The organism is Halomicrobium sp. IBSBa, assembly GCF_017612575.1.
In the GTDB taxonomy this organism is placed as follows: Archaea; Halobacteriota; Halobacteria; order Halobacteriales; family Haloarculaceae; genus Halomicrobium.
Genome location: NZ_JADPQC010000079.1, coordinates 1 through 379, shown reverse-complemented (window position 1 = coordinate 379; position 379 = coordinate 1). Strand labels below are relative to the sequence as shown.

At 66.5% G+C, this 379-nt stretch carries 2 pseudogenes; one reads left to right on the top strand and one right to left on the bottom strand.

The features are described from left to right. Window positions 1-91 (top strand): annotated as a pseudogene (locus IL252_RS17810) (cupin); the annotation flags it as partial. A gap of 4 nt (window positions 92-95) precedes the next feature. Here the strand turns inward: IL252_RS17810 and IL252_RS17540 are convergent. Then, window positions 96-379: pseudogene (locus IL252_RS17540) on the bottom strand (methyl-accepting chemotaxis protein); the annotation flags it as partial.

The following is a 379-nucleotide window of genomic DNA, read 5'->3' as shown; positions in this document are numbered from 1 at the left end:
CGCCGGGTCACCCCCGGGCGGCGAGAAAGCGGACCGAACGCTGTCGACGTATCTCGACAGGAACGCGGAAAAAGAGTACTGGGAGGAGTGAGCCGCTATCGGCTGTCGACTTCGAACTCCGACAGCATCGTCTGGAGCCGTTCGGACTGCTCGGCGAGTGATTCGATGCTGGCACTGACCTGCGACATGGACGCGGCCTGTTCCTGCGCGGTCGCGGAGGCGGTCTCGGTCTCCGCGGCGGTCGCCTCGCTGATGTCCACGGCCTCCTCGACCATCGACACCGCTTCCTCGGTCGTGGCGGCCTGGTCGTCGGTCGTGTCGCTGATCTCCTGAATCCCGTCGTCGGTCGCCTCGGCGTTCTCGGCCACCTGCGTGAACG